Origin of the sequence: Sphingosinicella sp. YJ22 (assembly GCF_011320075.1) — a bacterium.
Classification (GTDB): Bacteria; Pseudomonadota; Alphaproteobacteria; order Sphingomonadales; family Sphingomonadaceae; genus Allosphingosinicella.
Window position 1 is genome coordinate 1 of the sequence record NZ_JAANPA010000015.1, and the last position, 26261, is coordinate 26261.

23 protein-coding genes and 1 tRNA gene are annotated in these 26261 nt (G+C 68.2%); 18 read left to right on the forward strand and 6 right to left on the reverse strand.

All coding sequences use genetic code 11. From position 1 onward, the window contains the following. On the reverse strand, nucleotides 1-1172 hold a 1172-nt coding region (locus G7B71_RS07125), incomplete at its 3' end, for a hypothetical protein (RefSeq protein WP_166039343.1). 131 nt (nucleotides 1173-1303) lie between these two features. On the opposite strand from G7B71_RS07125, the gene G7B71_RS07130 reads away from it, so the two are divergent. From G7B71_RS07130 to G7B71_RS07140, 3 genes are all read left to right on the forward strand, one after another. Continuing rightward, nucleotides 1304-1379 (forward strand) — tRNA-Thr (locus G7B71_RS07130). 48 nt (nucleotides 1380-1427) lie between these two features. After that, complete coding sequence (locus G7B71_RS07135) at nucleotides 1428-2819, forward strand: alkaline phosphatase PhoX (RefSeq protein WP_207774733.1); 1392 nt, start codon at nucleotides 1428-1430, stop codon at nucleotides 2817-2819. 32 nt (nucleotides 2820-2851) lie between these two features. Beyond that, nucleotides 2852-3028, forward strand: coding sequence for a hypothetical protein (locus G7B71_RS07140; protein ID WP_166039345.1), 177 nt, complete (start codon nucleotides 2852-2854; stop codon nucleotides 3026-3028). On the opposite strand, the gene G7B71_RS07145 is transcribed toward G7B71_RS07140, so the two are convergent. Next, nucleotides 3025-3378 (reverse strand): PilZ domain-containing protein, encoded by a 354-nt coding sequence (locus G7B71_RS07145; RefSeq protein WP_166039347.1) that lies wholly within the window; start codon nucleotides 3376-3378, stop codon nucleotides 3025-3027. The two genes, G7B71_RS07140 and G7B71_RS07145, sit on opposite strands and share 4 nt — an antisense overlap. Before the next feature lie 135 nt (nucleotides 3379-3513). On the opposite strand from G7B71_RS07145, the gene G7B71_RS07150 reads away from it, so the two are divergent. From G7B71_RS07150 to G7B71_RS07170, 5 genes are all read left to right on the forward strand, one after another. Continuing rightward, on the forward strand, nucleotides 3514-4956 hold the full coding sequence (locus G7B71_RS07150) for a L,D-transpeptidase family protein (RefSeq protein WP_243406149.1): 1443 nt from the start codon (nucleotides 3514-3516) through the stop codon (nucleotides 4954-4956). Nucleotides 4957-5093: 137 nt separating this feature from the next. Beyond that, a complete protein-coding gene (locus G7B71_RS15660; RefSeq protein WP_243406150.1) occupies nucleotides 5094-6245 on the forward strand; it encodes an SWFGD domain-containing protein in 1152 nt (383 codons plus the stop codon). Nucleotides 6246-6322: 77 nt separating this feature from the next. Next, nucleotides 6323-7027: a PRC-barrel domain-containing protein gene (locus tag G7B71_RS15830; protein WP_347708442.1), complete on the forward strand. Its 705-nt coding sequence runs from the start codon at nucleotides 6323-6325 to the stop codon at nucleotides 7025-7027. Nucleotides 7028-7180: 153 nt separating this feature from the next. Continuing rightward, nucleotides 7181-7816: a maleylacetoacetate isomerase gene (gene maiA, locus G7B71_RS07165; protein ID WP_166039350.1), complete on the forward strand. Its 636-nt coding sequence runs from the start codon at nucleotides 7181-7183 to the stop codon at nucleotides 7814-7816. 47 nt (nucleotides 7817-7863) lie between these two features. After that, a complete protein-coding gene (locus tag G7B71_RS07170) occupies nucleotides 7864-8652 on the forward strand; it encodes a class II aldolase/adducin family protein (protein ID WP_166039444.1) in 789 nt (262 codons plus the stop codon). Here the strand turns inward: G7B71_RS07170 and G7B71_RS07175 are convergent, their stop codons facing one another. The 4 genes from G7B71_RS07175 to G7B71_RS07190 are packed head-to-tail and all read right to left on the reverse strand — an operon-like array spanning nucleotide 8653 to nucleotide 14108. Then, nucleotides 8653-9552, reverse strand: a complete 900-nt coding sequence (locus G7B71_RS07175) for an alpha/beta hydrolase (RefSeq protein ID WP_166039351.1) — start codon at nucleotides 9550-9552, stop codon at nucleotides 8653-8655. It abuts the gene before it with no gap. A 32-nt stretch (nucleotides 9553-9584) separates the two neighbouring features. Then, nucleotides 9585-10850, reverse strand: a complete 1266-nt coding sequence (locus tag G7B71_RS07180; protein ID WP_166039353.1) for an MFS transporter — start codon at nucleotides 10848-10850, stop codon at nucleotides 9585-9587. 20 nt (nucleotides 10851-10870) lie between these two features. Further along, nucleotides 10871-13234 (reverse strand): TonB-dependent receptor, encoded by a 2364-nt coding sequence (locus G7B71_RS07185; protein WP_166039354.1) that lies wholly within the window; start codon nucleotides 13232-13234, stop codon nucleotides 10871-10873. Between the two features lie 19 nt (nucleotides 13235-13253). After that, nucleotides 13254-14108: an alpha/beta hydrolase gene (locus G7B71_RS07190; protein WP_166039356.1), complete on the reverse strand. Its 855-nt coding sequence runs from the start codon at nucleotides 14106-14108 to the stop codon at nucleotides 13254-13256. 235 nt (nucleotides 14109-14343) lie between these two features. Here G7B71_RS07190 and G7B71_RS07195 point away from each other — a divergent pair, with 235 nt between their 5' ends. The 10 genes from G7B71_RS07195 to G7B71_RS07240 all read left to right on the forward strand — a co-directional run bounded on the left by G7B71_RS07195 (nucleotide 14344) and on the right by G7B71_RS07240 (nucleotide 26245). Next, nucleotides 14344-14952: a TetR/AcrR family transcriptional regulator gene (locus tag G7B71_RS07195; RefSeq protein ID WP_166039358.1), complete on the forward strand. Its 609-nt coding sequence runs from the start codon at nucleotides 14344-14346 to the stop codon at nucleotides 14950-14952. Then, a complete protein-coding gene (locus tag G7B71_RS07200; RefSeq protein ID WP_166039359.1) occupies nucleotides 14949-16433 on the forward strand; it encodes an AMP-binding protein in 1485 nt (494 codons plus the stop codon). The genes G7B71_RS07195 and G7B71_RS07200 overlap by 4 nt, the downstream gene beginning before the upstream one ends. Before the next feature lie 207 nt (nucleotides 16434-16640). Next, nucleotides 16641-17204 (forward strand): ATP-dependent Clp protease proteolytic subunit, encoded by a 564-nt coding sequence (locus G7B71_RS07205; RefSeq protein ID WP_166039361.1) that lies wholly within the window; start codon nucleotides 16641-16643, stop codon nucleotides 17202-17204. 128 nt (nucleotides 17205-17332) lie between these two features. Then, nucleotides 17333-18751: a cell envelope integrity protein CreD gene (gene creD, locus G7B71_RS07210; protein WP_166039363.1), complete on the forward strand. Its 1419-nt coding sequence runs from the start codon at nucleotides 17333-17335 to the stop codon at nucleotides 18749-18751. Between the two features lie 84 nt (nucleotides 18752-18835). Beyond that, nucleotides 18836-19618: a succinate dehydrogenase iron-sulfur subunit gene (locus G7B71_RS07215; protein ID WP_166039365.1), complete on the forward strand. Its 783-nt coding sequence runs from the start codon at nucleotides 18836-18838 to the stop codon at nucleotides 19616-19618. Nucleotides 19619-19730: 112 nt separating this feature from the next. After that, a complete protein-coding gene (locus G7B71_RS07220; protein WP_166039367.1) occupies nucleotides 19731-20183 on the forward strand; it encodes a PaaI family thioesterase in 453 nt (150 codons plus the stop codon). Next, the gene (gene zapE / locus G7B71_RS07225; protein ID WP_166039369.1) at nucleotides 20180-21295 is read left to right on the forward strand and encodes a cell division protein ZapE; all 1116 of its coding nucleotides are present in this window, start codon (nucleotides 20180-20182) and stop codon (nucleotides 21293-21295) included. The genes G7B71_RS07220 and zapE overlap by 4 nt, the downstream gene beginning before the upstream one ends. Nucleotides 21296-21398: 103 nt before the next feature. Then, complete coding sequence (mdh, locus tag G7B71_RS07230) at nucleotides 21399-22361, forward strand: malate dehydrogenase (protein WP_166039371.1); 963 nt, start codon at nucleotides 21399-21401, stop codon at nucleotides 22359-22361. 19 nt (nucleotides 22362-22380) lie between these two features. Continuing rightward, a complete protein-coding gene (gene sucD, locus G7B71_RS07235) occupies nucleotides 22381-23268 on the forward strand; it encodes a succinate--CoA ligase subunit alpha (RefSeq protein ID WP_166039373.1) in 888 nt (295 codons plus the stop codon). A 67-nt stretch (nucleotides 23269-23335) separates the two neighbouring features. Continuing rightward, complete coding sequence (locus G7B71_RS07240) at nucleotides 23336-26245, forward strand: 2-oxoglutarate dehydrogenase E1 component (RefSeq protein ID WP_166039375.1); 2910 nt, start codon at nucleotides 23336-23338, stop codon at nucleotides 26243-26245. The last annotated feature ends 16 nt before the right edge of the window (nucleotides 26246-26261 follow it).

Consider the following 26261-nt stretch of genomic DNA (forward strand, 5'->3'; position numbering starts at 1 on the left):
AGGGCCGGGGCGGCCTCGAATCGGGCGCGCCGCTCGGCCGCCCGGTCGGGCTTCGGCGCGGGCCGCCGCGCCGCGCGCTCGGCGGCGACGATGCCCTTGAGGCCGCCGTCATATTGCTCGAGCACCTGAGCGAACCCGCCAAGCTCGATCCCGCAGCGCCGCGCCCACGACAAGGCGGCGGCGAACTCGGTGATTCGGCTCTTGTCATAGTCGCTGCCGAAAATGAGCTTGATGAGCGGCGTCATCGGCGCGCGCTGCTGCCCCTTCAGTCCGGCGTCGTCGAGAAGTTCGGCATATTCGTCGGGGGCGGCGTCGGCGGCGAGCGAGAAATCATAAGCGAGGCCAAGCGCCCGGTAGAGCGCGGTGCGGCTGCGATGGTCGGCGGAGCGCGCATATTCGGCGCCGGCGCGGGCATGGCCGAGGCGGTCGGCGAGCGCCGCATCCTCGGGCAGATCGTCGAGCGCGTCGTCATCGGCGCCCGTATCGGGCCACAGGCCGAGCATGGTGCCATCGCGCTCGGCGGGGTCCTTCGGGAGCTCGTCATGCTCGGCATTGGGGCCGTCGGCCCACACCGGCAGGTCGCTCCGTTCCGGCACCTTGGCGATGGCGCGGTCGATCGCGCTGGCGAGGCCGTTGGCGGTGCCGTTGTCGGCGAGGTCCTTCCAGTTGATGACGCCGTAGATGAAGTCGATCTCGTCGCCGTTGGACGACAGCGGCATCAGGATCCCGCGATACAGGGTGTTGATGCCGCGGTGGCTGAGGAACTCCGCCTCGAAGCCGATCGGCGCGTGATTCGCGATGATCTGCATATAATGGTCGGTGAGGCGCGACAGCAGCGAGCGCGCCGGCACTTCGCTGATCCGCTGGCGCACGAAGTCGAGGCCGCACTCGGCCTTGAGGTCGGCGCCGAGGAAGGCGATGACCGGGTCGTCGCGGTCGTCGGTGAAATCGAGCAATACGCTGTGCGGTCCGAAATCGCCGATCTTCTCGGGCTTCAAATCCTCGATCGACGGATAGGGCCGGCCGTCGAGCAGCGACACCCAGTGATTGTAGGCGCGCACATGCATGCGGCGCTCGTCGAAGCCGATCGAAGGCGGGCGCTCGATGGCGGCCTCGTCGTCGCCATGCGCCGACCAGCCACTCTCCTCGTCAAACCCGCGCAAGCTGTCCATGCGGCCGTCGTCCCACAGCGTTCCAGCGGCGGAACCTGCACCGGACGTGGTTGAGATTGGGTTAAGGCGATGGAAAGGCGGGCCCCGCTTGTGTCGGCGCAGGGCCGCTGGTAAGGCCCCGCCCCACCGGCGCCGTTGTAGCTCAGCTGGTAGAGCAACGCATTCGTAATGCGTGGGTCGGGGGTTCGAGTCCCTTCAACGGCACCATCCTTTCCGCGACATCAAACTGACGCGGTGCGCGCCTAGGACCATCGCATGTCCAGCAACCAGCGGCTCCTGTTGAGCCGGCGCAGCTTCAACTTCGGCCTCACATCCCTTGCCTTTTCCGGGCTCGCGGCGTGCGCCCAGCGGCCGCTGGGCGCTCCGGCCGTCGCGGCGCCGGGCCATGGCCCGCTGGTCCCGGATCCCGCCGGGCTCCTCGATCTGCCGCCGGGCTTCGCCTATCGGATCATCTCGAGCCATGGCGAGCGCATGGACGACGGCTTCGTCGTTCCCGATCGCTGCGACGGGATGGGCGCCTTCGCTCTCGACCGCCACCGTACGATATTGGTGCGCAATCACGAGCTTCGGCCGCGCAACGCCGACACCGGCCCGTTCGGCGGCGGTCCGCCCCCGGCCGGGGTGCGGGGGTTCGACCGCAATGCGGCCGGCCCGCTTCCGGGCGGCACCACGACGCTGGTCTACCACCACCGCACCGGCCGGGTGGAATCGCAGCATCTCAGCCTTGTCGGCACCATCCTCAACTGCGCCGGCGGGGTCACGCCCTGGGGCAGCTGGCTGAGCTGCGAGGAGAATGTCAGCCGCGCCGGGGAAAACGGCCAGGAACGCGACCACGGCTGGGTGTTCGAGGTTCCGTCGCTCGGGCGCGGGCTTGCCGAGCCGGTACCGCTGACCGGCCTCGGCCGCTTCGTTCATGAGGCTGCCGCCGTCGATCCGGAAACCGGCATCGTCTATTTGACCGAGGACCGCGACAACAGCCTGTTCTACCGGTTTCTGCCCAACGTGCGAGGACAGCTGGCGCGCGGCGGGCGGCTCCAGGCGCTCGCCTTCGTCGGTGACTCGGACGGGCGCGACACCCGCAACTGGGATTCGGTGACATTCCCGGCCGGAAGCTGGCGCGACGTCCGCTGGATCGATCTCGACCACACCGACTCCCCCGACGGCGACGACCTGCGCGTGCGCGGTGCCGCACGCGGCGCGGTGCTGTTCGCGCGCGGCGAGGGCCTGTCATTCGGCAATCGCGAGCTCTACGTCACCTGCACGTCGGGCGGCGCGATCAAGCTCGGCCAGATCATGCGCTACCGGCCGTCGCGCTTCGAGGGACAGAGCGGCGAGGCCCGCGAGCCCGGTCGGCTGCAGAATTTCGTCGAATCGACGCATCCGGACATGCTCAATTACGGCGACAATCTCACCGTCGCCCCCAATAGCCACCTGATCGTCTGCGAGGATCAGTATACCAGCCCGGTCAGCAACCATCTGCGCGGCGTGACCCCGGAGGGGCAGGTCTATCCGGTCGCACGGCTGCACGCCCAAACCGAGCTTGCCGGAGCCTGTTTCTCGACGGATGGCTCGACCCTGTTCGTCAACCTCTACAGACCGGGCCGTACGCTCGCGATCACCGGCCCATGGCACGGCCCGGTGCGCTAGTCCGTTCATACAGGTGCAAGGCGGCGCGGCGCATGACCCGCCGCCCGATGACCAGTCGCCTTCGTTCTATCCTGCTGATCGTCGCGCTCGCCGCGATCGTCCTGGCAGCCGCGCTGCCGCTGCTGCGCGGAATGCCCGTCGATCCGCCGCCGCCGCCGCTTCCCAGCGAGAAGGTCGACGCGCCGGAGACCGGCGCGAAGGCGAATTAGCGGCGCGGGCCGAAATGGTTGCGCGGCGGCGCCTTGCGCGTCGCGGTGGAGAGCTGGTCGAGCGTCGCTTGGTGAAGCGGGCTGGTAAATTCGAACCCCGCCTTGCCGTCGTCGACCCACGCCACCTTGCACGCCAGCGCTTCGATGCCCGGCAGCTTCAGAAACAGATGCTGCCCCTCTTCAAGCGCCATGTCGATTTCCGCCATGAAGCCGTCAGTCGAGAGGTTGCGCACCTCGGCATCGGCGACCGCCGCGCCCGGCTCGCGCAGGCTCGCCGCAAGGTTGACGATGCGGCGCTCGGTGCGGCGCCCTTCCCCTGCCGGCAACACCGCCAACTGACCCTTGTGCATATGCTCTCCGCGGTTTCAGGGGCGCGTCATGCCTTCCCGCCCGTTAGGTCTTGCTGAAGCCTAATGGTTAACGCGGAGCCAAATCGCGCCCCGGTACGTTCCGCAAGCCAATATTCCTAATCAGCGGAGTGGCTTGTGCGTCTATCGAAAAGCTGGCTCGCGGTCGCCACGGCGATGGCGGTGGTGACGGGCGGGTGCAACCTTGTCGGCGGCGACAGCGGCGCCGCGCCGGCCGGAATTACCGCCGAGGCGCTGCAGGGCGCGGCGCAGGACGCCGAGGTCCGCCGATTCTACGAAGCCCGGCAGTGGCAGGCCGCGTGGAACGAGGAACGCGAGCAGCAGCTGATCGAGACGATCCGCGGCGCCCCCCGCCACGGGCTCAACCCCGCAACCTTGCTGCGCGACATCGAGGCGGCGGCGGGATCGCGGGTCGAGCGCGAGGTTGCGCTGACCAAGGCGGCGCTCGCTTATGCCGGGACGCTCGCCCACGGCGCGACCGATCCGACGCGGCTGACCCCGGTCTATGAGGTGCCGCGCAACGAGATCGATGTCGCGCGCGGCCTCGCCGAGGCCGTCGGGGCAAACAATGTCGGCCAATGGATCGACGGCCAGGCGCCGCAGGACGAGGAATATCGTGCCTTGTCCACCGCCTACATGCAGCTCGTCCAGGCCCAGCAGCGGCAACAGTCGCAGGCCGGCGCGACCCAGCAGAACGTGCAGGGCAATGCGCAGGCCGAGGAGAAAGCCGCGGACGACGAGCGCCGGGTCGAGGCGGACCGGCTGCCGGCCGACGAGCGCGCCGTCATCCTCGCGGTCAACATGGAGCGGCGGCGCTGGCTGGAGCGGCGCGCCCCGGAGACCCGGATCGACGTCAACACCGCCGCCAGCTTCCTGCGCTACCTGCGCGACGGCAGCGTCGCCGACCAGCGCGTGGTGGTCGTCGGCGAGCCCGGCTGGGAGACTCCGCAGCTCGGTTCCCCGATCTTCCGTCTCGTCGCCAATCCGACCTGGACGGTGCCGGAATCGATCGAGCAAGACGAGCTCGCCAACCTCAGCCCCGCCCAGCTCGCTCGGCGCAACATGGAGCGCGACGGCGAGCGTCTGGTCCAGCAGCCCGGCCCGCAGAACGCCCTCGGCCTGGTCAAGTTCGATATGGAGAACGACCACGCCATCTACCTCCACGACACGCCGGCCAAGCAGATGTTCGGTCGCCCCGACCGTCATCTCAGCCACGGCTGCGTGCGTGTTCAGGATGCGCTCGGCTTCGCTCGGCTGATCGCCCAGCATGAGGGCAAGCTCGACCAGTTCGAGCGCGCGCTGCGCAGCGGCGAGCGCCAGTCCGGCGCCGAGCTGGAGCCGACCTACATCAACCTGGAGCGGCGGATTCCGGTGCGGCTGCTCTACCACACCGCCTATCTCGACGGCGGCCAGGTGACCTTCACGTCCGACGCCTATGGCTGGGACGCGGCGGTCGCCGAGGGGCTCGGCCTGCGCGCGCCCGGCGCCAGCAGCGAGGCGCTCCAGCGCGCCCGCCAGAAGCGTGCGCAACGCCAGCAGGGCGCCGATTTCGGCCCCTGAACCTTTGGTCGGGCGGCAGGCACGGGACAGCCGTTCCACCGCCCCTCCCCCTCCCGGAAACGGAACGGCGCAGGGCGTCCAACCGTTGATCCGACGCAATTTTCTGCATTCCCAACGAGGTGAGGAGGCAACCCCAAATGGCCGACTATCGATATGGCAGCGAGCGCTCGCGCAGCTCGATCTTCTCCGACGACGACAATGAACGCCTGCGCCGCGAGCAGGGCCGCTGGGGCCGCGATGACGACCGCGGCCCCAGCTGGGACCGCGACCGCGAGCAGGGCCGCGGCGGCGGCGACGACCGCGGCTTCTTCGATCGCGCCGGCGACGAGGTCCGCTCCTGGTTCGGCGATGAGGAAGCCGAGCGCCGCCGCGAGATGGACGCGCGCCGTTACGAGCAGGAACAGGGCACCGACCGAGTCGACTGGCGCAGTCATGACGACCAGTGGACCGGCCGCACGATGTCACGGCGCGACGAGCATCGCGATTTCGGGCGGAGCAGCGGCTATGGCCAGAGCGCCTATGGCTCCTATGGCCAGGGCGGCTCCGGCGGCGGCGATTTCGGTCGCTCCAGCTCCGGCCGGAGCAGCGGCGGCTATGGCCGCGGCGGCTATGGCGGCAACGACATGTCCGGCTACCGTTCGCAGGGCGGCCAGAGCCAGAATCTCGGCCGCTCCAGCTATGGCGACGGCGGGTACGGCGAAGGCGGCTTGGGTGGCTATGAGCGCGGTTCGGGCCAGTCCTCGTTCGGCCAGTCCGGACAAGGCTTCGGAACGAGCGGCTCGTCGGGCTCCGGCCATGGCGGGCTGAGGTTCGGCCAGGCGGGCCAGGTGCTCGGGTCTGGCGAGCACGACTTCGGCGAGGGCAGCCGCGGAGGCACGCCCCACGACCAGAGCTATCGCCGCTGGCGCGACCAGCAGATCGCCCAGCTCGACCGCGAATATGACGAATATTGCCGCCATCGGCAGCAGCAGTTCGAGCAGGATTTCTCGAGCTTCCGCCAGTCGCGTTCGAGCCAGAGCGGCCACGGCCAAATGACGGCTCAGTCCGGGCAGACCGGCAAGATGAGCGGCCAGTCGGCCTCGTCCCTGTCCGGCACGGGCATGGGCGGCTCGACGGGCGTTACCAGCGGCGGGACGAGCACCCGGAGCGCCACCGGCAGCAATGCCGGCGCGACGACGGAGGGCACCGGCACCGCCTCGGCGGCGACGTCGAGCACCGGCGGCGGCAACGGCGACGAATCCGCGACGGCGGGCGCCGGCGGACGCAGCGGCCGGTCGCGGACGCGCTGAGGCGACACGCGAGGATGGGCGGGCGGCGCGAGGCCGTCCGCCCGTCACCTTTCCAACAAAGATGAAGGAGCAGGATGATGGCTGACAGACGCTATCGCGACGACGACAGGGGCGGCAGCGGCTGGACCGAGGATATCGACCGCAACCGCAGCTATGGACGCAGCAGGAGCGACGATTACCGCCGCGGCCGCGAGAGCCGGTCGATGTTCGGATCGAACTGGCGCGACCGCGACGACCAGCTCGAACGCGATCGCGGCGGCTGGGGCGACCTGTGGGATCCTCATGAGGACCGCCGCCGGGAGGAAGGGCGCGGCCGCGCCTGGTCGCACGACGACGACCGCAGCCGCTCGCGCCGAAGCGAGGAACATGGCCGTCGTCGCCCGTCGGATGACGACCGCGAACGCTACGGGCGCGACGACCAGCGCGGCGGGCTGCCGATCGACGAGACCGACCGGCTGATCGCCTCCAACAAGGTCGAGGGCACCGCCATTTACGGCCTCGACGGCGACCGGCTCGGCAGCGTCTACAATTTCATGGTCGATAAATATTCGGGCAAGGTCGACTATGCCGTGATGGCCTATGGCGGATTCCTCGGCATGGGCACGCGCTACTATCCGATGCCGTGGAAGTTGCTGAAGTTCGACACCCGCATCGGCGGCTACCGCGTCGAGATGACCCATCGCGACCTCGAGCGGGCGCCGAGCTTCGACCGCAGTAGCGAGCCGCGCTTCGACACCGCCTATGGCGAGCGAGTCCATGGCTGGTACGGCCTGAACTACTGATCGGGAGGGGCGGTCTTCAACCCGCCCCTCTTGTCATCCCCGCGAAAGCGGGGATCCAGCTTCCTTTACCGACGCCGCCACAAGAAGCTGGATTCCCGCTTTCGCGGGAATGACAGTGTAGTCTCATGATCCGCTCCACGCTAAGCAGCCGGCATGGCCCGGCCGCTGCTCCACGATTATTTCCGCTCCTCGGCCTCCTACCGCGTGCGGATCGCGCTGCGGCTGAAGAGCGTCGAGCATGACAGCACCGACGTCGACCTGCGCGCCGGCGACCAGCGCGCCGACGCCTACAAGGCGCGCAACCCGCAAGGCTTCGTGCCGATGCTGGAGGTGGACGGGCTCAAGCTGACCCAGAGCCTGGCGATCATCGCCTATCTCGACGCCACCCGGCCGGAACCGCCGCTGCTCCCGGCCGACCCGGCCGACCAGGCGCATGTCCGCGCGATGGCGCTGCTTGTCGCCTGCGACATTCACCCGCTCAACAATCTGCGCGTGCTCAACTATTTGAAGACCGAGCTCGGCCAGGACGAGCCGGCCCGCAACGGCTGGTACCGGCACTGGATCGCCGAAGGGTTCGCCGCGCTGGAGAAGCTCGCGGCGCCGCGCGCCGGCCGCTTCCTGTTCGGCGATACGCCCACCATCGCGGATGTCTGCCTGGTCCCGCAGATGTACAATGCACGGCGTTTCGACGTGCCGCTTGACGATTATCCGCTGCTGATGCGGGTGGATGCCGAGGCGAACAGGCTCGACGCCTTCGCCGCCGCCCATCCGGACAGGGTGGCGGGCTGACTGACGAGGAGACGGACATGGGACGGGTCGACGCCATAAACCGCGGCATGGAGCAGGTAAGCCCGTTGGCCTCGGTCGAGATCCCGTCCCTCCAGGGCCGGGTCAGCGACGAGGAGTGGAAGATCCGGGTCGACCTCGCCGCCGCCTACCGCATGGTCGCGCATTTCGGCTGGGACGACCTCATCTTCACCCACCTGTCGGCGCGGGTGCCGGGTCCGGACCACCATTTCCTCTTGAACCCCTACAACCTCATGTTCGAGGAGGTCACAGCGTCGTCGCTGGTCAAGGTCGACGCGGGCGGCAATCCGGTCGAGCCGACGCCGTTCATCACCAACCCGGCCGGCTTCGTCATCCATTCGGCGCTGCACATGGCGCGCGAGAGTGCCCATGCAGTCATGCACCTCCATACCCCGCACGGCCAGGCGGTGTCGGCGCATCGCGACGGCCTGCTGCCGCTGACCCAGACCGCGATGCTGGTCCGCGACGAAATCGCCTTCCACGAATATGAAGGCGTCGCGGTCGACCTTGATGAACGCCAACGCCTCGTCGAGGACCTCGGCGACAAGAGCCTGATGCTTCTGCGCAACCACGGCACGCTCGCCACCGGCGAGAGCGTCGGCGAATGCTTCATCAAGCTCTATTATCTCGAGCGGGCCTGCCAGGCGCAGGTGATGGCGCTCGCCGCGGGCGAGGCCAATGTCGGCCATCCTCCGCAGGGTTCGCCCGAAGTCACCGCCGAGCAGGGCAAGGTCGGTCTCAAGGTCGTCGCCCAGGCACTCGCCTGGCCGGCCCTGCTGCGCAAGGCCTACCGGCTCGACCCGACCTTCGCGAGCTGATCAGCCGCGTTCGCCGCTTCGGGCCGGGGCGGCGAGGAAATTACGCGCTTCACCCACGAACACATCAGGCTGGTCGTACATGATGAAGTGGCGCGCGTTCGGCACGCGCTGAAGCCGAGCGCCCGCGAGGTTGCGGTAGGACAGCTGGTAATATTGATCCATCTGCGCGTCGGTGACCGGCGCTCCGGTCGGCGTGACGTAGAGCACCGTCGTCGGCGCAGTGATCCGGCCGAGCTCGGGCTTCAGATCGGTGGTGATCAACTCGTACATCGAGCGCCCGGAGACGGAGCGGTCGCTCGCCATCGTGTCGGCGATGGCGGCGGGGCGCTCGCTCTCGGTGGCGATCATGCCGGCCAGGGTCTGCTCGTTGCGGGCGCGATAGGCCTCCGCCGGGCTGTCGGCGATACCGGCGCGGACCTGCTCGGCGATGGAGCGCACCGCCTCGGGCGACTGGCCCGGCCCGAACATGTCCCCAAGCGAGGGCAGCATGTCGACGACCATCAGCCGGCTCACCCGCTCGGGGTGGCGCGCGGCGACCATCATGCCGATCGTGCCGCCCATCGAATGGCCGATCACCGCCGACGGGCGTCCGATGACCTCGCCGATATAGCGCGCGATCTCCTCGGCGACGGGCGCGGCGACCGGGCCGGTGCCGGCATTGCCCTCGGCGGGAACGCCGGCGAAACCCTTCACCTGGACGAGGTGATAGCGATAGCCGGGCAAGGCCTGGACCAGCCCGCGCCACACGCGCGGCGACGATCCGAGGCCGTGGACCAGCACGACGTCGGGGCCCGACCCGGTGGTGGTGACGGCGATCCGATCGGAGCGGAACTGCGCCTGGGCCGGCGCGACGAAACCGAAGAGCAAAACCAGCCCGATCAGAAAATGACGACGCAGCATGTGAGTCTCCCCCAGTCTCCCGAGCGGGAGCCCTACCTGTACCAGTCTTTTGCCAAGCGCTTCGATGCGATGAAATAGAGCAGCGAGCTCAGCAGGTAGAAGACGAGGCCGTAGAGGATCGAGTAGCGCAGCGAGTCCTCGCCATAGGCTGCGGTCATCGAATCCGACATGAAGCCGAGGAAGAAGATTCCGAAGCCGATCCCGATCAGGTTGTTGATGAACAGGAAGCTCGCCGAGGCGGTGGCGCGCATGTTGGGCGGGACGATGTGCTGGACCGCGGCGATGACGGGGCCGAGCCAGGCGAGCGCCAGCATCTGGCCGATCGCGAACAGGATCCAGCCGATGGTCAGGCTGGGCGCGAACAGGCCGGCCGCGAAGACCGGAGCCGAAATCATGAAGCAGACCGCCGGAATGAGGGCGTAGGTGCCGGGCCGGTCGGGGCCGGTGCGGTCGCCGAGCCAGCCGCCGAGCAACGTGCCGGCGATTCCGCCGACGAGCACGATCGAGCCGTAGAACCAGCTGACCTCGACCAGTTCGAGGTCGAAGCTGCGGCTGAAGAAGCTCGGCAGCCAGAAGATCAGGCCGTAGCCGAGGATCGAGCCGGAAGCGGCGCCGAACGACAGCAGCCAGAAGCTCGGCGTCCGCGCCAGCTGCGCCGCGACCACTCCGAATGGCGGCGCCGGCTCGCTCGCCTGTCCATCGGCCGTGTCGAAGCCGCCACGCACCGGCTCCTTGATGCCGATCCGGACGAGCAGGGCCGCTGGCAGGCCGGCGAGGCCGACGATGATGAAGGCCGAGCGCCAGTCGAGATTGCTGGCGATCCAGCCGCCGAAGAACACGCCGAGCGCCGAGCCGATCGGGATCCCGAGCGAGAACAGTGCCAGCGCCCGCGCTCGCCGCTCCTTGGGGAAGAAATCCGAGATGAGGGCGTAGGACGGCGCGACCCCGCCCGCCTCGCCGATGCCGACGCCCATGCGGGCGAGGAACAGGTGCCAGAAATTCTGTGCGAGGCCGCACAGGGCGGTGAAGGCGCTCCACAAGGCGACCGAGAAAGCGATGATGTTGACCCGGTTCTTGCGGTCGGCGAGCCACGCCACCGGAATGGCGATGCCGCTGTAGAACAGGGCGAAGGCGATCCCGCCCATCAGGCTGAGCTGGGTGTCGGTGAGCTGCAGCTCCGCCTTGATCGGGATGGCGAGCACCCCGATGATCTGGCGGTCGATGAAATTGAAGATGTAGGCGAGGAGCAGGATCGCCAGCACGCGCCCGCCGGGGGTCGTGCGTACCGGCGCCCCCATCCCGCTCCTCGCCTGATCGCTCACCGGAAGTTCAAGCCCACGGTGAGGAAGACCTGCGCCGGATTGCCGTAATAAGCGGTCAGCACGCCGGTGCTGCCGAGCGTCGAGCTGAGGCCCGGCTGGCCGTTGGCGAGGATGAACTGACCCGTATCGGGGTTCTGCCGGAGGAAGTTGTAGCCAGACACGATATAGCGCTCATCCGTGATGTTCTTGGCGTGAAGCCCGATCGAATAGCGGTCGTCGTCCGAACGCCACACCAGGCTCGCATCCCACAACGCGTAGGCCGGCTGGTCGAGCATCGGAGTGGCAAGCTCGAATTGCTGACTGTCGCCTCGGTAGGACACCGTGGTGATCGCGTTGAGCATGCCGCCCGCGAGCGGGATGCCGTAGTTGAGCGTACCGCTCGCCGTCAAATCCGGAGTGTTCTGGATCGCCCGGCGATCGGCCACGTCGATGCCGCGGGCGTCGACATATTCGTCGAACTGGGCGTCGAGATAGCCGATCGCAAAGCTGAAGTTGAGCGAGTCGCCGGAGCGGCCGAAATTGCGCGCGAGCACCGCATTGCCTTCGAATTCGATGCCCCTGAAGGTCGCCGCGGCGGCGTTGGTGGTGATCCCGATGAACTGCTGCACGCCGCCGATCACCGCGCCGACCGAGCCCGGGATCTGGACGTCCTGATAGTCGGCATGGAAGCCGACCAGGCTGAAGTTGAGGCGGCGATCGAAGAAGGAGGCGCGCCAGCCCAGCTCGTAGCTGTCCACCGTTTCCGGATCGAAGCTGAAGAAGTCATAGACCTCCTGTGGGCTGCACGCGCCGCCGGTCGGCGTTCGGCAGGCGGTGGCGACGCCGCGCGGATCGAAGCCGCCGCCTTTGAAGCCGCGCGAATAGGAGGCGTAGATGTTCATGTCCTCGGTCGGGCGGAAGCTGACCGACGCGCGCGGCGTGAACTCCTCGAAGTTCGCAGAGCCGGTGAAGTCGGTCTGCGGGAGGAGCAGGGTGCCGGTGCCCCCGAAGAAGGGCGAGCCGCCGCCGATGAACAGGTTGCGCACGATGTCCGAGGTGCGCTCGTCCCAGGTGTAGCGGCCGCCGACCGAGACGCTGAACTGGTCGCTGATGTCCCAGGTGATGTCGGTGAACAGCGCGTAGGTCTCGGTATCGACGTCGCCGAAGGTGAGCGCGGTCACCGTCCCCGGCAGCCGCACGTCGAAGATCGTGCGGGAATTGGCGTCGAGATAGTAGAAGCCGAGCAGCGCGTTGACGTTGCCGATGTCGACCAGCGCCTGCACCTCCTGGCTGAGCTGCTCGTTCTCGTAGACCGCGGGCACGTCGACATCGACCGCCGGAAGCGCGTCGAAATCGATCGGCGTGCCGCTCTCGTCCATGCGCACCGCAGTGATGCTGCGCAGGGTCAGCCAGTCGGTCGGCTCGGCCTGGGCGTAGAGCGAGACGCCGTGGGATTCGACGCGCTGGTCGGGATCGAGCAGGCCGCCCCGCGTATCGTACACATTAGGCAGCACCGGGATGCCGCCGTTGAGGCTCGGGATGAGGCGATGGCCGCCGCGCGGATTGCTGTCGTCGACGGTGATGTCGCCCGACAGCCGAACGAAGATTCGGCCGGATTCCGGCGCGACCTCGAGCAGGGCACGGCCGGCCCAGATGTCGCGGTTGTAATTGGCCTGGCCGGTGGTGAGGTTCTCGCCGAAGCCGCCGCGCGACAGACGGGCGACGGTGGCGCCAGCGCGAACCGCGGGATCGCCGACCGGCGTGCTGACTCCGACGACCAGGTCGGCATGATCGTAATTGCCGACCGTCCCGCGCACCCGCAGGCTCGGCGTTTCGGGCAGGCGGCGGGAGACATATTTGATCGCGCCGCCGATCGTGTTGCGGCCGTAGAGCGTGCCCTGCGGCCCGCGCAGCACCTCGATCCGCTCGACGTCGTAGAGGTCGAGCAAAGCGGCCTGCGGGCGGTTCAGGTAGACGTCGTCGATATAGACGCCGACGCCGGCCTCGAAGCCCGCGACCGGGTCCTGCTGGCCGACGCCGCGGATGAAGGCGGTGAGCGTCGAGTTGGTGCCGCGCGACGCCTCGATCGTGACGTTCGGCGTGGTCTCGCCGATGTCGGTGAGGTCCTGAGCGCCGACCGCCTCGAGCTGCTCGCCGGTATAAGCGGTGATCGCGACCGGAACGTCGATCAGCCGCTCGGCGCGGCGGCGGGCGGTGACGGTGATGAAATTGTCGCCGCCTTGGACGGTTTCATCCACGACACCCTGGTCCGGGGACTCGCTGGTCGACAGGTCCTGGGCCGCCTGGTCGTCCTGGGCGAGGGCCGGGGCGGCAACGAGCAGGGCGCCGGCGGCGACGCCGAGCTTCAGGCCAACGAGCATCCTTTGCTTCAACATCATCCTATCCTCCTGTTTCGCAATTCAATTTGGTGCTGGTGACTGGCGGCAGGCTCGCCGCGAATTCGGTGACGGTCCGGTTGAACAAGCCCGGCTCCTCGAGGTGCGGGGCGTGGCCAGACCGGGCGAAGCGGACCGCCCGAGCGTTGGGCAAGGCCGCGACGAGGTGGTCGGCGGTGTCGGCGCCGTAGAGCTGGCTCTGCGCGCCGTGGACAATCAGGGTGGGGTGGCGAATCTCGCTGAGCAGAGGCCGCAGATCCTGCTGCTCGAGCGAGGCCCACAGCTCGGCAATCGCCGCCGAATCGTTGCGGGCGAACTCCCCGCTCGCCCATTCGGCGGTCGCGCGCTGCGCCTCGGCCACGGGCTGGGCGAAGATCGCCTGGCCGGCGTTGGCCGCGAAGGCGGGATAGTCGTCGCGGATGGCGGCGGAGCGGGCTTCGCATGCCTCGGGCGACAGGCCGAGGTCCCAGTCCGCGGCATTGCGGACGCGCGCGGTCATGTCGACGACGACGGCGCCGGCGAAGCGGCTTGCCGCCGGCCCGGCCAGCACATGCCACAGGATCGTCGCGCCGAGCGACCAGCCGACTCCGATCGCATCGTGGAGGTCGAGCGCCGCGGCCAGCTCCGCGACGTCGGCGGCCGCCCGCTCGACCGTGACGTTGGCGGCGTCGGAACGGCCATGGCCGCGCAGGTCGACGGCGATGAGACGGAAACGGTCGGCGAGCGCGGCCTGCTCGCGAAAGAAGCCGCCATGCGCCATCAGGCCGTGCAGCAGCAGGAGCGGCCGCGCCGAAGCGTGGCGCGGGCCTTCGTCGCGATAGGCGATCACGCCGCCGTCAGATGCGGTGAATGCTTCCAAGACCCCTCCCGGCGCTGCGCCCCTGTTCGGAGTCTCGCCCTTCGACCGGCTTGTGCAATTCTCCGAAACCTGAGTCAAGGTTCATGTTGAGGACTGAACCGTGATTCAGCTTGTCTCGCGGGCAGGTTGGAGGCAGGCTCGGGTTGGAACCTCGACTGCCGCATATATGCAGCGGGGCCGGCTGCTCCGGGACCGTCCCCACGATCGGACAATCGGAGATGCTGCGGGAGGGACGATGACGGAAGGCCAGGCGATCGCCGACAAGACGCCGCGCACCGAACGGGGGCGGAGGACCCTGCGCAAGCTGCTCGAGGCGGCCGCGCAGGAGTTCGGCACCCGCGGTTATCACGACGCCGCGATCACCGGCATCACGGCCCGCGCCGGAGTCGCGCTGGGCAGCTTCTATACCTATTTCGAGTCCAAGGAGGCGGTGTTCCGCGCGCTCGTCAAGGACATGAGCCACGCGGTGCGCAGCCATGTCGCCGAAGCCGTCAAGGACGCGCCGGACCGGCTCACCGCTGAGCGGACCGGGCTCGCCGCCTTCATCGCCTTCACCCGCAAGCATCCCGAGCTCTACCGCATCATCGAGGAGGCCCAGTTCGTCGCCGAGGACGTGTACCGGCAGCATTATCTGACCTTCGTCGACGGCTATCGCCGCAACCTGTCGGCGGCGCGCGGCCGCGGCGAGATCAGCGAGGGGCCGGACGAGCTCCGCGCCTGGATGCTGATCGGAATGAGCGTGTTTCTCGGCATGCGCTACGGCATCTGGGAGCAGGACCTGTCGCCGGACGAGGTCGCCGACGAGACGATCCGCTTCATCTCGGAAGGGCTCGCGGTGCGATGATCCGCGACCTGCCCGACCTGCTCGCCAGCCGCGCCATGCTGTCCGGCGGCATGGTCGCGCTCGAGGAGACGGCGACGGGCGCGACGCTCACTTATGCCGAGCTCGACCGGCGCGCCTCGCGGGCCGCGGCGATGCTGGCCGGGCGCGGCGTGAAGGCAGGCGACCGGGTCGCGATCCTGTGCCGCAACCGCGCCGCCTTCTTCGAATTGCTGTTCGGCTGCGCGCGGATCGGCGCGGTGCTTGTGCCATTGAACTGGCGGATGCCGGCGCTCGAGCTCGACTCGCTCGTGGCGCATGCCGAGCCGGCGCTGCTGTGCCACGGCGCCGAATGCAGGGCGTTGGTGGACGAACTCGTGGCGCGCCCCGAGACTCTCGATCTGGACCATGATTACGAGCGGCTGCTCGCGGCCGCGCCGCCGGTCGAGGCCCGCGCGACCTGGCCGGCAGGCGACACCTGGTATTTGCTCTACACGTCGGGAACCACCGGCCGGCCCAAGGGCGTCATCTACACCTACGCCATGGCGCTCGCCAATTTCATCAACGTCGGCAGCGCCACCGGCCTCGGCGCGGCCGACCGGGTCGCGGCCTTTCTACCCTTGTTCCACACCGCCGGAATCAATCTCTATGCGCTGCCGGCCCTGTTCGCCGGCGGGCGGGTGCTGGTCATGGCCGGCTTCGAGGCGGGCGCGCTGCTCCGGCTTATCGAGGAGCGGCGCATCGACCTGCTGTTCGGGGTGCCGACCATCTTCCACGATCTCATCGAGCATCCCGGCTTCGCCTCGGCGCCGCTGGGCCAGGTGCGCCACTGGGGCTGCGGCGGCGCGGCGCTGCCCGACCGGCTTGCCGAGCGCTACCGTGAAGCCGGCATCCGGCTGTGCAGCGGGATGGGCATGACCGAAACCGGGCCGATGGCGCTGCTGATGTCGCCGGAAGACGCCTGGGACCGGATCGGGTCGGTCGGCAGGCCGCAACTGCTGTGCAGCGCGCGCATCGTCGACGAAGCCGGCCGCGACCTTCCGGACGGTGCGGTCGGCGAATTGCTGTTCGCCGGGCCGGCCGTAACCCCCGGCTATTGGCGCGACGAGGAAGCGACTCGCGCCGCCTTCACGGCGGACAGCTGGCTGAGGTCGGGCGATCTCGCCCGCCGCGACGCCGACGGCCTCTATTGGGTGTCGGGGCGCCGCAAGGAGATGTTCGTGTCGGGCGGCGAGAACGTCTACCCGGCCGAGGTCGAGAAAGTGCTCGCCTGCCATCCCGCCGTGATGGACGCCGCGGTGCTTGCCGTGCCCGACACGCGCTGGGGGGAGACGGGCGAGGCCTATGTCCAGCTCGCGCCCGGGACCGGCGCGCTGCCGCCCGAGGACCTGCGCGCCTTCTGCCGCGCCCGGCTCGCGCCGTACAAGGTGCCGAAGAGCTTTCGCTTCGTCGAAGATTTTCCGCGCACCTCTGCCGGCAAGATCCAGAAGCACCTGCTCGCCTGACCCAGCGCAGGTGCGGCGGGGCGCGCCGCCAAAGGGGGGAATGGAGCGCGTCCCGCCGCTCTACTGGCACGGCCGCCACTGGGACACGCGGCCGACGCTCGATCGTAGATAGTGAAACTTGTTGAACCGGCTGTTGCCGGCGGCCTGCGGGTTCCACGGTCAAATCCGGGACTGAACCTTTCCACCTCTGAAACGTCTTGGCCGGCAATGGCCGATCCCAACCGCTATCCCCTGCTCGCGGCGCCGCACATCCGGCTGATGGGCTTCATCGATTACGACATGTACCGGCGTTTCCAGGATGGGCTCGCCGGCGCCCCGGCCGAGGGGCCGATCGTCATCTCGATCACCACGCTCGGCGGCGATCCGGAGGTCGCCCGGGCGATGGGCGAGGACATCCGGCTGCTCGGCGCCTACCAGGACCGCAGCGCGATCTTCCTCGGCAAGGTCGCGGTCTATTCGGCCGGCGCGACCTTCATGAGCTATTTCCGCCGCGAGAACCGCTTCCTCACGCGCGGCACACGGATCATGATCCACGAACGGCTGATCACCCGAACGATCACCCTCGAAGGGCCTTTGCAGCGCTGCGCCTCCAGCCTGAGGGCCACGCTCAACGAGATCGAGCATTCGATCCAGATCGAGGACGAGGGTTTCCAGCTCCTCGTCGATCAATCCGGGATCGACATCGATGAGCTGCGCCGGAAGGCCCCCGAAAACTGGTATATCGAGGCCGAGGAAGCGCGCGACCTGGGGCTTGTCCTCGACGTCATCTAACGCCTTTCGCGCCTCGCGCGCGGACGAGGGGAGAATAGGGCTTTTCAGCAAATCCTCACAAGGCGCTCATGCCGCTCACCCGCGGTTGAGGCAGGGCGGGGCATATCCCACAGCAGGAAAGCGCCCGCATGGATACCGTCGCTGCCGCCACCCGGTCCCCCGCATTCCGCCTCTTCGTCACCATCCTGGTGGCGCTGGCCTTCACCATCCCGCTGCTTTCGGTGTGGGTGCTCGTCTACGACCGCCAGGAGCAGTCGAACGTCGCGCAAAGCTCGATCGCGCAAGGCTGGGGCGGTCCGCAGGTCGTCTCCGGCCCTCTGCTGGTCATTCCCTATCGCACCACGTCCACCGAGACCGACACGGTCAACGGCCAGCCGCTGACCCGCACCGTCGAGCGCTGGGAGACGCGCGTGCTGTCGCCCGAGATCGTCCAGCTGGACACCGAGCTTCGCCCCGAGCGACGCAGCCGTTCGATCTACGAGGCGATCGTCTATGACGCCGCGTTTCAGGGGCGGGCGCGCTTCGCCCTGCCGCGCGATATCCAGCGCTACGGCATCGACCCGGCGCGGCTCGACCTCGCCCGTGCCGAATTGCGCTTTGGCCTGTCGGACCCGCGCGGGCTCGGCGCTAATCCGCGCGTGACGGCCGGCGGCAACCAGCTGCCGCTTCACCCGGGCGGGGGCACCGCGCAGAACCGGTCGCCCGGCTTCTTCGCCTGGCTCGATGCCGCCGCGCTGGCAGGAGGCCCGATCGAGATCGCATTCCAGTTCGACCTGCGCGGCAACCGCTCGCTCGCGCTCGCGCCGCAGGCGGGCGACACCAGCTGGCGGGTGCGGTCGAGCTGGCCGCATCCCAGCTTCGGCGGCGGCTTCCTCCCGGCGGCCCGCGACGTCGGCGCCCAGGGCTTCACCGCCACCTACCGGGTCGGCAATCTTGCCCTCGGCCACAATCTCATCGGCAGCGAGGTGCCGCCGCCTCCGCCGCCCGCATCCGGCGAACCCGCGGCCTACGATCGCGCCGGCCCCGCCGGGGAGGCCGGCCGGCATCAATCGGCGCAGATCGACCTCATCCAGCCGGTCGACCTTTACGACCAGGTCAACCGAGCGACCAAATACGGCTTCCTGTTCATCGGCTTCACCTTCCTCGCCTTCCTGATGTTCGACATCGTCGGCGGGGTGCGGGTGTCGGGGGTCGAGTATCTGCTGGTCGGCGCCGGGCTCATCCTGTTCTTCGTGATGCTGCTCGCCTTTGCCGAGGTGATCGGCTTCACATTGGCCTATCTGGTCGCAGCCGCGGCGATCACCGGCCTCATCGCCTTCTACTCGGCGGCGGTGCTCAAGAGCCGGCGGCGGGCGATGCTGGTCGCGGGCCTGCTAGTCGCGCTGTACGCGACGCTCTACCTGCTGCTCAGCCTCGAAGCCTATTCGCTGCTGATCGGCTCGCTGCTTCTCTTCGCCGCGCTCGCCGCGACCATGTACCTCACCCGCAACCTCAACTGGGGCGCGCGGATCGAGGAGGAGGTCGGGGCTGCCCAGCCGGACGTGTGAGTTGGTGAAGCGCGCCTGCTCCTAGACCATTGAGCGGGCGCGCTTCTGGCGCTATCGCGGGGCCGAAAAAGCGGGGGACCTGCCGTGGCCGAATTCTTCCTTCCCAAGAACAGCACGATCAAGAAGGGGAAGACCCATGCCGCCCCCGCGGGCGCGGCGAAGGTCCGCAAGTTCAAGATCTACCGCTACGATCCCGACGCCGGCGAGAATCCGCGCTACGACACCTATGAGATCGACAGCGAGGCGTGCGGGCCGATGGTCCTCGACGCGCTCATCAAGATCAAGTCGGAGCAGGACCCGACGCTGACCTTCCGCCGCTCGTGCCGCGAGGGCATCTGCGGCTCCTGCTCGATGAACATGAACGGCAAGAACGGCCTCGCCTGCACCACCGCGATCGAGGATCTGAAGGGCGACGTGCGCATTTCGCCGCTGCCGCACATGGACGTGATCAAGGACCTCGTCCCCGACTTCACCCACTTCTACGCCCAGTACGCGTCGATCGAGCCGTGGCTGAAGACCGCGACTCCCGAGCCGTCGGGCAAGGAGCGGCTCCAATCGCCGGAGGACCGCGCCAAGCTGGACGGCCTCTACGAGTGCATCCTGTGCGCCTGCTGCTCGACCTCGTGCCCGAGCTATTGGTGGAATGCCGACAAGTTCCTTGGGCCTGCGATCCTGCTCCAGGCCTATCGCTGGCTCGCCGACAGCCGCGACGAGATGACCGGCGAGCGGCTCGACCAGCTCGAGGACCCGTTCCGCCTGTATCGCTGCCACACGATCATGAACTGCGCGAACGTCTGCCCCAAGGGCCTCAACCCCGCCAAGGCGATCGCCGAGACCAAGAAGCTCATGATGGAGCGCGCGGTTTGACCGCCTCCCCTCCCGCTCGCGGGAGGGGATTGAGGGGTGGGGGCGGACTGACCGCTTCCGCTGGCATCCCATTTCCCCACCCCCGGCCCCTCCCGCAAGCGGGAGGGGAGGCATGAACGTCCATCCCGCCATCCGCCACGAGCCGGCGCCCGACCATCCGGGCTGGTTCACCTGGGACGTGACCGGACCCGAGCGATTCAACAGCTCGATCGGCCGCCTGCTCGTGCGCCGCGGCGAGGATGGGGGCGGCTGGTGCCGGATGTTCCCCACGCAAACCCATTCCAACCTCGGCAACAAGGTTCATGGCGGCGCGCTGATGACCTTCATCGACATGGCGCTCTATGCCGGCGGAGCGATGGCCGGTGCCAATGTCGCGATGGCCGTCACCCTCGACTGCTCGGTCCAGTTCCTCGACGCCGGCGAGCTTGGTGAGCCGCTCGACGCCGAGGTTGAGCTTCTCCGCGAGACCGGCCGCCTCGTCTTCATTCGCGGCCGGCTTCTCCAGGGCGAGCGGCTGGTCGCGTCCTTCTCGGCGAGCCTGCGCAAGGCGGTCTTGCCGCGATGAGCAAGGTCGCCGCCCGCTACTGCGAGCTGGTCGCCGCCGGCGAGCTTCGCCCCGATCCCGACCAGGAGCGCGCCGCCGCCGCGCTCGATCATCTTGCGACGGCGCTGGAGCGTCAGCCGCGCAATGGCGGCGGCTTCTTCACACGCCTGCTCGGCTCGAAGGCGGAGGCGCCGCGCGGAATCTACATGTGGGGCGGAGTCGGGCGCGGCAAGAGCATGCTGATGGACCTCGCCTTCGACATGATCGACTTCGCGCCGAAGCGCCGCATCCACTTCCACGAATTCATGATGGATGTGCACGAGCGCCTTCGCGTGGAGCGGACCAGGGAGAGCGGCGACCCGGTGCCGCCGGTCGCGGCGGCGATCGCCGAGGAAGCGAAGCTGCTGTGCTTCGACGAGATGGTGATCAACAACACCGCCGACGCGATGATCCTGTCGCGGCTCTTCTCGCACCTGCTGGAGGCGGGCGTGACGGTGATCACCACCTCGAACCGGCCGCCCGACGACCTCTACAAGCACGGCCTCAACCGCGAGCTGTTCCTGCCCTTTATCGCGCTCATCAAGCAGCGCCTGGATGTGATCGGCCTCAACGGCCCGACCGACTACCGGCTCGAGCGTCTCGGCGGAATGCCGACCTGGCACGTGCCGAATGGCCCCAAGGCGACCGAGGATTTGCGCGAAGCCTTCTTCCGCCTCACTGATTATCCGGTCGAGGACGCCGCGCACGTGCCGACCACCGACTTGAAGGTTCCGGGCGGCCGAATCCTCCACGTGCCCAAGGCGCTGAAGGGCGTGGCCGTCTTCTCGTTCAGGCGGCTGTGCGGCGAGGCGCGGGGCGCGAGCGACTATCTCACCATCGCCCGCAACTTCCACACCGTGATCCTCGTCGGCATCCCGAGGCTCGGCCCGGAGAATCGCAACGAGGCGGCGCGCTTCGTCACCCTCATCGACGCGCTCTACGAGAACAAGGTGAAGCTGCTCGGCGCGGCCGACGCCGAACCGCATGAGCTCTACCTCGCCGGCGACGGCGCCTTCGAGTTCGAGCGCACCGCCTCGCGCCTCATGGAAATGCAGAGCGCCGACTATCTCGCCGCCGGCCACGGCGAGGATTAGCGAAGACGGTTGCCCCTCGCGGCGCTCGGGTCTAGGCGGCTTCGCAATCGGCTGCGCCCGCAGCCCCTTCGCTTTTCAGATTCGGGGAAAGGGGGAGCTTCACATGGCTCGCAAGAAGATCGCGCTCATCGGGGCAGGCAATATCGGCGGAACGCTCGCCCATCTCGCCGCTCAGAAGGAACTTGGCGACATCGTCCTGTTCGACGTCGTCGAGGGCGTTCCGCAGGGCAAGGCGCTCGACCTCGCCCAGTGCGGCCCGGTCGAGGGCTTCGACGCCAAGCTGACCGGCACCAACGATTATGCCGACATCGCCGGCGCCGACGTCGTGATCGTCACCGCCGGCGTTCCGCGCAAGCCGGGCATGAGCCGCGACGATCTGCTCGGAATCAACCTCAAGGTGATGAAGGCGGTCGGCGAGGGCATCAAGCAGCACGCCCCCGACGCGTTCGTCATCTGCATCACCAACCCGCTCGACGCGATGGTGTGGGCGCTCCGCGAATTCTCGGGTCTTCCGCACAACAGGGTGGTCGGCATGGCGGGCGTGCTCGACAGCGCGCGCTTCAGCCATTTCATCGCCGAGGAATTCCAGGTTTCGGTGAAGGACGTGAACACGTTCGTGCTCGGCGGGCACGGCGACACGATGGTGCCGGTCGTTCAATATTCGACCGTCGCCGGCATTCCGGTTCCCGACCTCATCAAGCAGGGCCGGTCGACCCAGGAGCGGATCGACGCGATCGTAAAGCGCACCCGCGGCGGCGGCGGCGAGATCGTCGCTCTGCTCAAGACCGGTTCGGCCTTCTACGCCCCGGCGGCGAGCGCGATCGCGATGGCCGAATCCTATCTCGGCGACCAGAAGCGCCTGCTTCCGTGCGCCGCTCACCTCACCGGTCAGTATGGCATCGACGACCTCTATGTCGGCGTCCCGGTGATCATCGGCGGCGGCGGCGCCGAGCAGATCGTCGAGATCGAGCTCGACGACGAAGCCAAGGCCAACCTCGCCGTCTCGGTCGACGCGGTCAAGGAACTGCTGGTTGCCTGCAAGGGTATCGACAGCTCGCTGAGCTGATCATTCTAGAAAGAAATCCATGAGCATTCTCGTCAACGCGAACACCCGCGTCATCACCCAGGGCATGACCGGCGAGACCGGTACGTTCCACACCCAGCAGGCGCTCGCCTACGGCACCAAGATGGTCGGCGGCGTGACGCCGGGCAAAGGCGGCCAGACCCATATCGGCCTGCCCGTGTTCGACACCGTGGAAGAGGCGGTGAAGGCGACCGGCGCCGACGCGTCGGTCATCTACGTTCCGCCGCCCTTTGCCGCGGATTCGATCCTCGAGGCGATCGACGCCGAGGTGCCGCTGATCGTCACCATCACCGAGGGCATTCCGGTGCTCGACATGGTGCGCGTCAAGCGCGCCCTGGCCGGCTCGAAGTCGCGCCTGATTGGCCCGAACTGCCCCGGCGTCCTGACCCCGGAAGAGTGCAAGATCGGCATCATGCCGGGCAACATCTTCCGTAAGGGCAGCGTCGGCATCGTCAGCCGCTCGGGCACGCTCACCTATGAGGCGGTGTTCCAGACCTCCAACGCCGGCCTCGGCCAGACCACCGCGGTCGGGATCGGCGGCGACCCGGTCAACGGCACCAACTTCATCGACGTGCTGGAGCTGTTCCTCGCCGACCCCGAGACCAAGTCGATCATCATGATCGGCGAGATCGGCGGCTCGGCCGAGGAGGAAGCCGCCCAGTTCATCGCCGACGAGGCGAAGAAGGGCCGCTCCAAGCCGATGGTCGGCTTCATCGCCGGCCGAACCGCCCCTCCGGGCCGGCGCATGGGCCATGCCGGAGCGATCGTGTCGGGTGGCCAGGGCGGCGCCGAGGACAAGATCGCGGCGATGGAAGCGGCCGGCATCCGTGTGTCGCCGAGCCCGTCCGAGCTCGGCACCACCCTCGCCGAGCTGCTCGCCACCGCCTGACGGAGGTTTAAAGCCGGTCAGCGAGGGGCTAGATACCGCCCGTCCTTCAGAGAGTTCGAGACGATTAATGGCGCGCGAGGATGATGCTGCTCAGATGCTGGAGGGGGTGAGTCCCGCTTACCTCCAGTCGCTCTACGCGCGCTATTCGTCCGACCCCGCGTCGGTGGAGCCGCACTGGCAGCGCTGGTTCGAAGGCGCGGCACAGATGGTGTCGGGGCCGAGCTGGCAGCGGTCCAACTGGCCACCGTCCGACACCGACGCTCTGACCGCGGGCCTCGACCCGACCCAGGCGGCGATCGACAAGCCGGCCAACGGCGCCAAGGCCGCGGCCGCCGCGGCTCCGGCCGCCAAGTCTGCGCCGGTCAGCGAGGACGCGATCCACCAGGCGGCGCAGGACGTCGTCCGGGCGATGATGCTGATCCGCACCTACCGGGTGCGCGGCCACCTCGCCGCCGATCTTGACCCGCTCGGCCTTCACGAGCGCGAGTTGCCCGAGGATTTGACGCCCGAATTCCACGGCCTCGATCCGAACAGCGACCGGCCGATCTATCTCGACGGCGCTCTCGGCTTCAAGACCGCCACCGTGCGCGAGATCGTCGAGGTGCTGCGCCGCAATTATTGCGGCCATGTCGGCCTCGAATATATGCACATCAACGACCTCGCCGAGCGCCGCTTCCTGCAGGAGCGGATGGAAGGCAAGGACGCCGCGATCGCGTTCACGCCCGAGGGCAAGCAGGCGATTCTCGGTAAGGTCATCCAGGGCGAGCAGTGGGAGAAGTTCCTCGCCCGCAAATATGTCGGCACCAAGCGCTTCGGCCTCGACGGCGGTGAATCCATGGTCCCGGCGCTGGAAGCCGTCATCAAATATGGCGGCCAGTTCGGAATCTCTCAGATCGTCATCGGAATGGCGCACCGCGGCCGCCTCAACGTGCTCGCCAACGTGATGGGCAAGCCCTACCGTGCGATCTTCTCCGAATTCGCCGGCGGCTCCGCCAATCCCGAGGATGTCGGCGGCTCGGGCGACGTCAAATACCATCTCGGCACCTCGTCGGACCGCGAGTTCGACGGCGTGAAGGTTCACCTGTCGCTGGTTGCCAACCCGAGCCATCTCGAGGCGGTCGACCCGGTCGTTCTCGGCAAGGTCAAGGCCGAGCAGACCGCGATCGGCGACAGCGAGGGCGCCAAGGTCCTGCCGGTGCTCCTCCACGGCGACGCCGCCTTTGCCGGCCAGGGCATCGTCGCGGAGTGCTTCGGCTTCTCCGACCTGCCGGGCTACGACACCGGCGGCTGCCTCCACTTCGTCATCAACAACCAGATCGGCTTCACCACGAGCCCGCGCTTCGCGCGCTCCTCGCCTTACCCGTCGGACGTCGCCAAGATCGTCCAGGCGCCGATCCTCCACGTCAACGGCGACGATCCCGAGGCGGTGACCTTCGCCTGCAAGCTGGCGATCGAGTACCGCCAGACCTTCCGGCGCGACATCGTCATCGACATGTGGTGCTACCGCCGCTTCGGCCACAATGAGGGCGACGAGCCGAGCTTCACCCAGCCGCTCATGTACGCCAAGATCCGCAATCATCCCCCGGTCTCGGAAATCTATGCCGAGCGCCTCGAGCGCGAGCGCGTCGTCGACGCTCACCAGGTCGAGGAGATGCGGAAGGCTTATGTCGCCACGCTCGAGGACGAGTTCGAGGCGGCCAAATCCTATCTGCCCAACAAGGCCGATTGGTTCGGCGGGCGCTGGAAAGGTCTCGGCCGTCCCGACACTCCGGAGACCGAGCGCCGCAACGTCGTCACCGCGATCGAACCGGAGGCAATGGAAGAGATCGGTCGGATCATCACCACTGTCCCGCCCGGCTTCACAATTCACAAGACTCTCCAGCGCGTCCTCGATGCCAAGAAGGCGATGTTCGAGAGCGGCGAAGGCTTCGACTGGGCGACCGCCGAGGCGCTCGCCTTCGGAAGCCTCGTCAAGGAAGGCCATCAGGTCCGCCTGTCGGGCCAGGACAGCGGCCGCGGCACCTTCAGCCAACGCCACGCCGTGTGGCGCAATCAGCAGACCGGCGAGCGCTACATCCCGCTGTGCCATGTCGACGGCGGCCGCTTCGAGGTTCGCGACAGCCCGCTCTCCGAATTCGGCGTGCTCGGCTTCGAATATGGCTATGCCTCGGCCGACCCGCGCAGCCTGGTGCTGTGGGAGGCGCAGTTCGGCGACTTCGTCAACGGCGCCCAGGTCATTATCGACCAGTTCATCGCCGCCGGCGAAGCCAAATGGCTTCGCGCCAACGGCCTCGTGATGCTCCTGCCGCACGGCTACGAAGGCCAGGGCCCCGAGCACAGCTCGGCTCGACCCGAACGGTTCCTGCAGCTGTGCGCCGAGGACAATATGCAGGTCGCCAACTGCACGACCCCGGCCAACTATTTCCACATCCTGCGCCGGCAGATGCGCCGCGACTTCCGCAAGCCGCTGATCATGATGACGCCCAAGTCGCTGCTTCGCCACAAGCTGGCGGTGTCGAGCGCGAGCGACTTCACCGGCGACAGTCATTTTCGCCGAATCATGTCGGACACCGCGCCGCCGGCCGATGCCGACGTGAAGCGCCTCGTCCTGTGCAGCGGCAAGGTCGCCTACGACCTCATCGAGGCGCGCGACAAGGCCGGCGCGCGCGACACCACGATCGTGCGCATCGAGCAGCTCTACCCCTTCCCGTCCGAGCCTTTGGTCGATCGCCTCAAGCGCATGACCGACCTTGAGACCGTGGTCTGGGCTCAGGAGGAACCGAAGAACCAAGGTGCCTGGTTCTTCGTCGATCCGCTGATCGAGCAATGCCTCGCCGAGGCGGGCGCGAAGCCGCAGCGGGCGCGCTATGCCGGACGTCCGTCCTCCGCTTCTCCGGCGACGGGCCTTGCCAAACGCCACGCAGCCGAGCAGGCCGCGCTCATCGCCGACGCGCTCGGCATCGACAGCAAGTCCTAGGCCGCGCCGGGCGCGG

Bases quoted from the DNA above. Each gene is read 5' to 3' on its own strand.
- G7B71_RS15660 (WP_243406150.1), top strand. From the start codon at position 5,094: ATGGCCGACTATCGATATGGCAGCGAGCGCTCGCGCAGCTCGATCTTC.
- G7B71_RS07240 (WP_166039375.1), top strand. From the start codon at position 23,336: ATGGCGCGCGAGGATGATGCTGCTCAGATGCTGGAGGGGGTGAGTCCC.
- G7B71_RS15830 (WP_347708442.1), top strand. From the start codon at position 6,323: ATGGCTGACAGACGCTATCGCGACGACGACAGGGGCGGCAGCGGCTGG.
- G7B71_RS07135 (WP_207774733.1), top strand. From the start codon at position 1,428: ATGTCCAGCAACCAGCGGCTCCTGTTGAGCCGGCGCAGCTTCAACTTC.
- G7B71_RS07200 (WP_166039359.1), top strand. From the start codon at position 14,949: ATGATCCGCGACCTGCCCGACCTGCTCGCCAGCCGCGCCATGCTGTCC.
- G7B71_RS07175 (WP_166039351.1), bottom strand. From the start codon at position 9,552: ATGCTGCGTCGTCATTTTCTGATCGGGCTGGTTTTGCTCTTCGGTTTC.
- zapE (WP_166039369.1), top strand. From the start codon at position 20,180: ATGAGCAAGGTCGCCGCCCGCTACTGCGAGCTGGTCGCCGCCGGCGAG.
- G7B71_RS07195 (WP_166039358.1), top strand. From the start codon at position 14,344: ATGACGGAAGGCCAGGCGATCGCCGACAAGACGCCGCGCACCGAACGG.
- mdh (WP_166039371.1), top strand. From the start codon at position 21,399: ATGGCTCGCAAGAAGATCGCGCTCATCGGGGCAGGCAATATCGGCGGA.
- G7B71_RS07205 (WP_166039361.1), top strand. From the start codon at position 16,641: ATGGCCGATCCCAACCGCTATCCCCTGCTCGCGGCGCCGCACATCCGG.
- G7B71_RS07140 (WP_166039345.1), top strand. From the start codon at position 2,852: ATGACCCGCCGCCCGATGACCAGTCGCCTTCGTTCTATCCTGCTGATC.
- G7B71_RS07145 (WP_166039347.1), bottom strand. From the start codon at position 3,378: ATGCACAAGGGTCAGTTGGCGGTGTTGCCGGCAGGGGAAGGGCGCCGC.
- creD (WP_166039363.1), top strand. From the start codon at position 17,333: ATGGATACCGTCGCTGCCGCCACCCGGTCCCCCGCATTCCGCCTCTTC.
- G7B71_RS07170 (WP_166039444.1), top strand. From the start codon at position 7,864: ATGGAGCAGGTAAGCCCGTTGGCCTCGGTCGAGATCCCGTCCCTCCAG.
- G7B71_RS07185 (WP_166039354.1), bottom strand. From the start codon at position 13,234: ATGCTCGTTGGCCTGAAGCTCGGCGTCGCCGCCGGCGCCCTGCTCGTT.
- G7B71_RS07220 (WP_166039367.1), top strand. From the start codon at position 19,731: ATGAACGTCCATCCCGCCATCCGCCACGAGCCGGCGCCCGACCATCCG.
- maiA (WP_166039350.1), top strand. From the start codon at position 7,181: ATGGCCCGGCCGCTGCTCCACGATTATTTCCGCTCCTCGGCCTCCTAC.
- sucD (WP_166039373.1), top strand. From the start codon at position 22,381: ATGAGCATTCTCGTCAACGCGAACACCCGCGTCATCACCCAGGGCATG.
- G7B71_RS07180 (WP_166039353.1), bottom strand. From the start codon at position 10,850: ATGGGGGCGCCGGTACGCACGACCCCCGGCGGGCGCGTGCTGGCGATC.